Source organism: candidate division WOR-3 bacterium (assembly GCA_016934535.1).
In the GTDB taxonomy this organism is placed as follows: Bacteria; SDB-A; SDB-A; order SDB-A; family SDB-A; genus JAFGIG01.
Genome location: JAFGSQ010000034.1, coordinates 39533 through 46491, shown reverse-complemented (window position 1 = coordinate 46491; position 6959 = coordinate 39533). Strand labels below are relative to the sequence as shown.

5 protein-coding genes are annotated in these 6959 nt (G+C 45.4%); 3 read left to right on the top strand and 2 right to left on the bottom strand.

Annotation, left to right across the window (positions count from 1 at the left end; all coding sequences use genetic code 11):
* Positions 1-1079, bottom strand: a 1079-nt coding sequence (locus tag JXL83_05815) for a PAS domain-containing protein (protein ID MBN2363628.1), incomplete at its 3' end; no start/stop codon positions are given.
* Between the two features lie 414 nt (positions 1080-1493).
* Between JXL83_05815 and JXL83_05810 the strand changes: the two genes are divergently transcribed.
* Positions 1494-2735 (top strand): M48 family metallopeptidase, encoded by a 1242-nt coding sequence (locus JXL83_05810; GenBank protein MBN2363627.1) that lies wholly within the window; start codon positions 1494-1496, stop codon positions 2733-2735.
* Between the two features lie 6 nt (positions 2736-2741).
* Here the strand turns inward: JXL83_05810 and JXL83_05805 are convergent, their stop codons facing one another.
* Complete coding sequence (locus JXL83_05805; protein ID MBN2363626.1) at positions 2742-2960, bottom strand: transcriptional coactivator p15/PC4 family protein; 219 nt, start codon at positions 2958-2960, stop codon at positions 2742-2744.
* Between the two features lie 116 nt (positions 2961-3076).
* Here JXL83_05805 and JXL83_05800 point away from each other — a divergent pair, with 116 nt between their 5' ends.
* On the top strand, positions 3077-3715 hold the full coding sequence (locus tag JXL83_05800; GenBank protein ID MBN2363625.1) for a hypothetical protein: 639 nt from the start codon (positions 3077-3079) through the stop codon (positions 3713-3715).
* Positions 3712-6948 carry a preprotein translocase subunit SecA gene (gene secA, locus JXL83_05795; protein ID MBN2363624.1) on the top strand — a complete coding sequence of 1079 codons (3237 nt, stop codon included), beginning with the start codon at positions 3712-3714 and terminating at the stop codon, positions 6946-6948. The genes JXL83_05800 and secA overlap by 4 nt, the downstream gene beginning before the upstream one ends.
* The last annotated feature ends 11 nt before the right edge of the window (positions 6949-6959 follow it).

Genomic DNA, 6959 nt, shown 5'->3' with positions numbered 1-6959 from the left:
GCGTTCTTGATGGGATATCCACGAATGAACCATTGCCTGCCATCCGGAGAGCCGATTTCCGCTTCCTGTGGTTGTCCGGTATCGCGCGCCAGAATTACGGGACAGCCCACGCAGGGTTCCCGGCGTTGATGCCAGATATCCCAGCAATAATGTCCGATCAACTCTTCAGATGGTCTGTTGACCGAAATGGATGCCATTTTGTTCGCCCATCGAATCCGCATATCCTTGTCGTGGTAAACAACGAGGTCCGATGTGCTGTTCAACATGAGCGCTTTTTCCTCCTCAGCGGCTTTCAGGGCCTCTTCCGCGCGCACCCGCTCGGAGATGTCCAGAAAGGCACCTACAATACCCGCGACTTGGCCGTGTTCATCTCGAAACACATCCTTGGACCAAATCACTCGATGGTCTATCCCGTTCTTGTCCAGCACCTTGAATTCATAGATTTGTCGTTTAGGGTTGTTCATCAACTCAAGATCTCTGTCATGGTACACCTGAGCATATTCGCTAGGCCAAAGCTCCATCACGGTTTTACCCTTGTAATAATCAGGTGTATATCCCATGAGTTCGGCAAATGCTTCGTTCACTCCAATGTAACGTCCCTCTCTGTCTTTGTAAAAAAGGGGAATAGGAACGGACGAAATGACCGTCGTGATAAATGAGAGCGTGGCAGCAAGACGGCCATACGCGCTTTGCATCTCATCCTCCGCCTGCTTGCGTTCGGAGATGTCTCGTGCCACATGGACGCTCCCGATCAACTTTCCTTCTTGGTCCCGCAGGGGAGTACAGGTCACCATAAAATCGCCCCCGAGCCGTTCCTCGTGAATCTCGGCTGCATGTTCCTGCTGATCCCGGAGTAGTTGGCAGTGGGGGCAGAAATCCGACGGGCAGGTTGCTCCATGCACTGCTTCGTAACAGGTCAGACCTGTCACCTCCGCCTGAATAACACCCAGTTTTTCCGCCATCGCGGCGTTCATCCAGCGAATCCTGTGCTCTGAATCGATAATACAGACAAGGTCAGGGAGAGCGTCTATCACTCGTTTCCATTCTTCTGCGGCAGGATCGCTTGTCGTGTTCACCACTCATCCTCCTGGGGCCATGAGCCTAATGTCCGCGCATCGGTCGCTTACGATTCGGCACGGCCAATAACATTGTACGACAACTTGGCTGGTAACACAACTCTTTGAAACATAGGATCTAATCGTATTTCTACTGTATCTTTACAGCATTAATTGTTCCTTGTAATTTTCGATTATTTTTCTGATTATTTTCCTGATATTTTAAAAAGAAATTTATCTTCCGCCTCAAGTCAAATACTTATACATTTTCTTCGAATTTCATAAAAGGGGAGCAGTATGGAATTTTTGCATTTATTTGATTTGATAATTATAATAATCACTTATGTTTTATATTGCATATTCAAATAGGTTTTTCGTCACAGTCCACGAATTAATACACGGTGTTTCGCCTGGGTCAAGGGCAGTCAGGATAGTTTTATGAACGCTGTTTCGTTGTTTCTTTCAGCCTTTATTTTTATAATCCTGCTGTCTTACTTGATTGAGCTTATCGTAGACCTGCTGAGAATTCGTAAGTCAAAAGAGCCCGTTCCGGATCTGTTTCAGGGTTTTTTCGACGAAGAGTCTCATCAAAAATACATCCGATACAACAGGAAAAACTCTGTATTTTCAATTTTTGAAAATACAGTTTCCACGATTGTGTTCCTCGTATTCCTGATATCAGGAGGATTCAATTACATTGACATTTTCGCCAGAAGCTTCGGATTAAACGAAATTTTCACCGGCGTCGTATTCTTTTTCACACTGTTTTTTCTTTCGTCGGCCATAAACCTGCCGTTTTCGTATTATTCAAAATTCAGGATAGAAAACGAATTCGGCTTCAACCGAACCACTCACAAAACCTTTTTTCTCGACATTATAAAAGGTCTTTCTCTCACAGTATTAATAGGTGCACCTGTTTCCGCCATGCTGATATGGTTTTTTCTGAGTTTCGGCAGTTTCGCCTGGGTGTTGGCCTGGTCTGCACTGTCTGTCTTTCAGGTGATTATGGCTGAAGTGGCTCCGGTGCTGATCATGCCTCTTTTCAACAAATTCCGACCTATAAACGACGGGGAGCTTAAGGACAAGATAACCGATTACGCTAAAAATGAAAATTTTAAAATAAAAGGCATATTTCAAATGGACGGCTCAAGGAGGACTACAAAACCGAACGCGTATTTCACGGGCATAGGCAAATCAATAAGGATAGTGTTGTTCGACACTCTTATAGAAAAACTCACGCCAAACGAAACCGTAGGAGTTTTAGCGCACGAGGCGGGGCATTTCAGAAAAAAGCACGTCTACAAAACAATTGCCGTGACAATTCTCGCAAGCGGACTGATGCTGTTCCTTCTGTCTGTTTTCGTAAAAAACTCCGCGCTGACAAAAGCTTTCAAAATTGAAACATTTTCGATTTACGCGGGAATGGCGTCTTTCGCCGTGCTATACCAGCCTGTATCATTTATTTTCAATATTGCGGGAAATTTTCTGTCAAGAAAGTTCGAATTCGAGGCCGACAGATACGCAGTCACAACAACGGAAAACAAAAAAGATTTCGCCGAAGCCCTCAAAAAGATCTACGTCACGAGCTTCGGCGATCTCAATCCTCACCCTTTCGATGTCCTTATCAATTACTCTCATCCACCAGTGATAAGCAGGCTGAGAGCACTTCAAGACAGCTGAATAATATTATTCAGCCATGGCTTCTTTGTCGTACTCTTCTTTTATTCCCGTGATTATCTCAAGAAGCTTGTCGAGATTTTCAGGATGTATTGTTACGCCTTTCTTGGAAGGTTTCCATTCACCGTCGGACTGGTAATAAGTTCTTATGTCGAGATACTTCTTCTTTTTGTATTCCTTCATCTCGATTTGTATCTGTTCCAGCGAGTTTTTTTCAATAACGTCCATTTTCAGCTCCTTTTGTATTTAATGATTTTCAATGTTTCGAGTCAAACGCAAGGTTTTTCTTCGGTGACTATTCAAAAAAAACGCTTTTTATATCGGCTCAAAAAAATTAGAATATAATGATTATTATGTTTCCTTGCAAGAAAATTTTTTTAGCGAAGTTTGTCGACGTTTCCGGACTGATTTCTCTCAAAAAAGAAATTGCCCTGGAAAAAGACATAGTCGTTCCTCTGTCGGTCCTGATAATCAGGTCCGTCGCCCTATCTGTCAAGAATTTTCCCGAGCTCCTGGGAACTCACTGTCTCGTATTCAGGAATGTGCCTGTTCCCGTAATCGCAGTCGAGGACAAAGGAGTTATCAGGGATTTTGAAAACACCGGGATATTTTCTCTTTACCAATGGTACGAAGAAACCGCTAAAACGGAAAACAAGGCTTCTCTTCTGGACAAGATAGGCTTGATAATCAATCCCTCAAAAGCCGCTCTCAAATTCGGCACGGTCCAGATATCATTCCCCGGCAGAGCCGGAGTTGACATAGCTCCGGTCGGAGGGTATTCTTCTCTCTGTTTCGGTGTCGGTACAGCGACGCCTCTTTGGGTTGATTTTGACGGCGAAAAAGAGACGCGACGCTGGTGGAGCTGGATTACTCTTTCGGCACCATCTTGCCTCGACTTTAAACAGCTCGGCAAACTCCTCCAAACCGTTGGCAACAGGATTCAGGAAGCGGAGTTTCCGGAAATAAACGGAGAGATCGAATGAAATTGCCTTTCAAATTCTTGAGAAAACTTATAAAGACAAAAAACGAAAGAGAAGTGGCGAAGATATCCCACGTCGTCGCAAAGATCAACGAAATATACGATAATCTCGAAAAAAGCGACCTGCCTTCCATGACCCGGGAATTCAGGGCTGAAATACAAAGACAAACCGGGGCTTCGACCCAGGCGGTTGACAATATAAAGCAGAAAATCAGGGCTTCTCAGGACACGCAGGAACGCGCCGAACTCAAAGAAGATCTCAAACGGCTCGAAAAACAAAGGTTCGAGATAGAAATGAAATATCTCGACGAGATCATGCCGACGGCTTTTGCCATGGTTAAAGAAGCCTGCAGGAGACTAAACGGGCGCGAAATAACGGTCATGGGGCACAAAACTCAGTGGGAAATGATTCCATACAACGTTCAGCTTATAGGCGCGACGGTCCTCCACCAGGGAAAAATTTCGGAGATGGCCACAGGAGAAGGTAAAACCCTTGTCGCCACTATGCCGGTCTATCTCAACTCCATACCTGGCCATGGAGTTCACCTTGTCACCGTCAACGACTACCTTGCCAAAAGGGACAGTGAATGGATGGGAAACATTTACACTGAACTCGGCATGACTGTCGGATGCATTCAGGGAAACATGACTTTCGAAGAAAGAAAAATACAATACTCCGCCGACATAACATACGGAACAAACAATGAATTCGGTTTCGACTATCTCAGGGACAACATAGCAATTCACCCCGACAACAGAGTGCAAAGAGGCCATTATTACTGCATAGTTGACGAAGTAGACTCGGTCCTCATAGACGAGGCGAGAACTCCTCTCATCATATCCGGTCTTGTAGAAACGGATAAAAAAGAAACGCTTTATCAGGACCTGAACCCTTCCGTTGAGAGGATAGTCCGGCTTCAGAACAATCTGCTCAATCAGCTCATATCGGAGGGAGAAAGTTTTCTCGAACAGGAAAACAGGGAGCAAGCCGGCGTTAAACTTCTCATCGCCAAGAACGGCAATCCAAAATTCAAAAGACTCATAAAACTTCAACAGAAAACCGGAATAACATCGCTTATAGACGAAACCGAGAAAAAAATCATGGCCGAAGACGGGATGAGCAAGTCGAAAAAAATGCCCTCTCTTCTCGAGGAACTCTATTACACTTTGGATGAAAAAGGACAGACAATAAACATATCGGAAAAAGGAAGAAAAGCGATTTCCCCTAACGATCCTGATTTTTTCACTCTTCCCGACATCAGCGTCAAACTGAAAAACATTCAGTCTGACGGATCCATCGCTCTTGAAGAAAAAGTAAAACGCGAAGACGAAATTCACAGAGATTACGCCGAAAAAAGCGAAAAAATCCACGCTGTAAATCAGCTCCTCAAAGCTTACTCTCTCTTCAACAAGGACGACGAATACGTGGTCGTAGATAAAAAAGTCATGATAGTGGATGAATTCACGGGCAGGGTACTCCCGGGCAGAAGGTATTCCGACGGCCTGCACCAGGCCTTACAGGCAAAAGAGAAAGTTCCGGTTGAATCGGAAACGCAGGTGATAGCGACCATCACGATACAGAATTATTTCAGAATGTACACAAAACTCTCGGGAATGACCGGCACGGCTGAAACGGAATCGAGAGAATTCCACAAGATATACGGTCTGGACGTCGTGGTCATCCCGACTAACGAACCGATACGGAGAATTGATTACAACGATAAAATTTACAAAACCCGCAGTGAAAAATTCAACGCCGTTTTAGGCGAAATCCAAAGGGTTCATGAAGCAGGCAGACCCATATTGGTCGGTACGACTTCCGTCGAGACCTCGGAGACCCTGTCGAGAATGCTCAAGCGCGTCGGAATAAACCACGAAGTCCTGAACGCGAAACAGCACCAGAGGGAGGCTGAGATAGTCGCTTACGCCGGACAAAAGGGAAAAGTCACCATAGCGACGAATATGGCCGGAAGGGGTACCGACATAAAACTTGGCGAAGGCGTTTTACTGAGTCAAAAAGGATGCCTGATTCACCACAGGGGTTCCGACAAATGCGAAAAATCAAAAGGTCAGAAAAAATGCACTGACGACATGCCGTGCGGCCTTCACATAGTCGGAACATCGAGGCACGAATCAAGGCGTATAGACAGACAGCTCAGAGGCAGGTCGGGAAGACAGGGAGATCCAGGTTCTTCGAGATTCTATCTTTCTCTCGAAGACGACCTCATGAGACTTTTCGGCTCCGATAAAATCGCGAGAATAATGGACCGCTGGGGCGCCAAAGAAGGCGAAGTAATCGAACACCCTTTCGTTAACAGAACGGTCGAGAACGCCCAGAAAAAAGTAGAAACTTTTCATTTCGACATAAGACAAAGAGTTCTGAAATACGACGATGTTCTCAACGAACAGAGAAACACTATTTACGAGATGAGAAATATAGTCCTCGAAGGGTGGGATCTCAAAGGCTTTATCAGGGATAAAAGAAACAAGGTGGCAGCTTATCTGGCTGAAACTTTTCTCATCGGAGATTCTCTTTCGTGGGATTACGACGGATTCAGGGTTGAAACAGCGAGGCACTTCGGTCCGGTTCAGATAAAACATTTCACCAGGGAATCCGATCCCGAAAATGTTCTCGAAGAGCTCATAGACTCCGCTGAAAAGACATACCAGTATCTCGAAAAAACTGTCACCGAAGACAGGATGCGGGAGATAGAACGTTTTATAAGCCTGATGATTATTGATGAATACTGGAGAAACCACCTCTACGAGATGGAGGCGCTAAGAGAAGGCATAGGACTTCGCGGATATGCTCAGAGAGACCCTCTCATCGAATACACAATTGAAGCCCAGACCCTTTTCAGCGAAATGATATTCGAAATTGACAGAGAAATAGTAAGAAGACTTTACAATCCGAGAATCCAGCCCAAAGAGAGAAAAAGCCCTCAAGCCATCCAAACAGTAAAAAAAGACTTTTCGGCAGAACCTCAGGCGACCGGAGGCGCACAAAGGCGCCCTCAAGCCCAGGCAAAACCTCAAACAGTCGTCCTGAAATTCAAACGTCCGGGAAGAAACGACACCTGTCCATGCGGAAGCGGGAAAAAATACAAAGACTGCCACGCGTCAGGCGACGGAATGCCGAAAAACCCCTCCGAGGAAAAACTGTTCAGCCTGTATTTTCAAGATCCTTCGGCTTGGGAAAAGCAAACGGGCGTCAAAATGAAAAGCAGGGTAAAATGATCCCGAACTCT

What these genes read in the sequence shown, in the direction of transcription:
- secA (MBN2363624.1), top strand. Translation starts at nt 3,712, where the DNA reads ATGAAATTGCCTTTCAAATTCTTGAGAAAACTTATAAAGACAAAAAAC.
- JXL83_05810 (MBN2363627.1), top strand. Translation starts at nt 1,494, where the DNA reads ATGAACGCTGTTTCGTTGTTTCTTTCAGCCTTTATTTTTATAATCCTG.
- JXL83_05805 (MBN2363626.1), bottom strand. Translation starts at nt 2,960, where the DNA reads ATGGACGTTATTGAAAAAAACTCGCTGGAACAGATACAAATCGAGATG.
- JXL83_05800 (MBN2363625.1), top strand. Translation starts at nt 3,077, where the DNA reads ATGATTATTATGTTTCCTTGCAAGAAAATTTTTTTAGCGAAGTTTGTC.